Here is an 850-nt window from a genome sequence, read left to right on the forward strand (position 1 = left end):
AAATTGTTGAACTAAGCCGCTACGCGGAGATCCTATTCTGACCATTTGAGCCACACTTACCTTGGGGTTATCCCATAACTTGGAGGTAAGTCATGAATACACTCATTGAACAAGTCAAAACTGAAATAGCCTATCGAGGTTATTCGCAAAGTACATGTAAAAGCTACTGTGAACATTTACTTAAACTCAGTCACTATTTTAATAAACCGCTTGACTCGATTACGGATGACGAGCTTAACGCCTTTTTTAACGATCCCGCTATTCGTAAACTTTCTAGAGCAAGTCAGAAAATACAAATAAACAGTATTTGGTTCTTGTTTAAGAATATTTTACATCGGCCATTGAACTTAGATATTGCACTGCCAAAAGCGAAGTCGCGCGGACCTACCTATTTATCACGTGATGATATGCGGCGGCTGATAGAAAGCTGTACGGATGATATGCGACTAAAAACGTTAATAGTGGTTTGCTATGGGTGCGGTTTACGTATTGGCGAATTGTTACGTATCAAAGTGCAAGACATCGATGGCCAGCGTAAAACCATTTTAATTGAACAAGGTAAAGGGGATAAGTCACGGTATGTTGTAGTTTCAGATAGCGTACTAAACCAATTACGCAGTTACTGGAAAATGTATCACCCAACGGGTTGGATGTTTTACTCGCGATTGTTAATGGATAAACCTATGTCAGCATCGACCTTCAGGAAGCCATTGAGAAAACACGCACAAGCGTGTGGTTTAAAACACTGTAATCCACATGCACTACGCCATGCTTATGCAACACATCAACTTGAATCAGGAATGCCACTTCATCAATTGCAACATCAGCTTGGTCATAGTGATATTAAAAC

At 40.1% G+C, this 850-nt stretch carries 1 protein-coding gene; it reads left to right on the top strand.

Annotation, left to right across the window (positions count from 1 at the left end; translation table 11 throughout):
• Positions 1–92: 92 nt before the first annotated feature.
• On the top strand, positions 93–850 hold a 758-nt coding region (locus tag H5154_RS22905; protein WP_182719751.1), incomplete at its 3' end, for a tyrosine-type recombinase/integrase.

It is taken from the genome of Pseudoalteromonas sp. SR44-5 (assembly GCF_014163675.1).
GTDB classification, from domain to species: Bacteria; Pseudomonadota; Gammaproteobacteria; order Enterobacterales; family Alteromonadaceae; genus Pseudoalteromonas; species Pseudoalteromonas rhizosphaerae.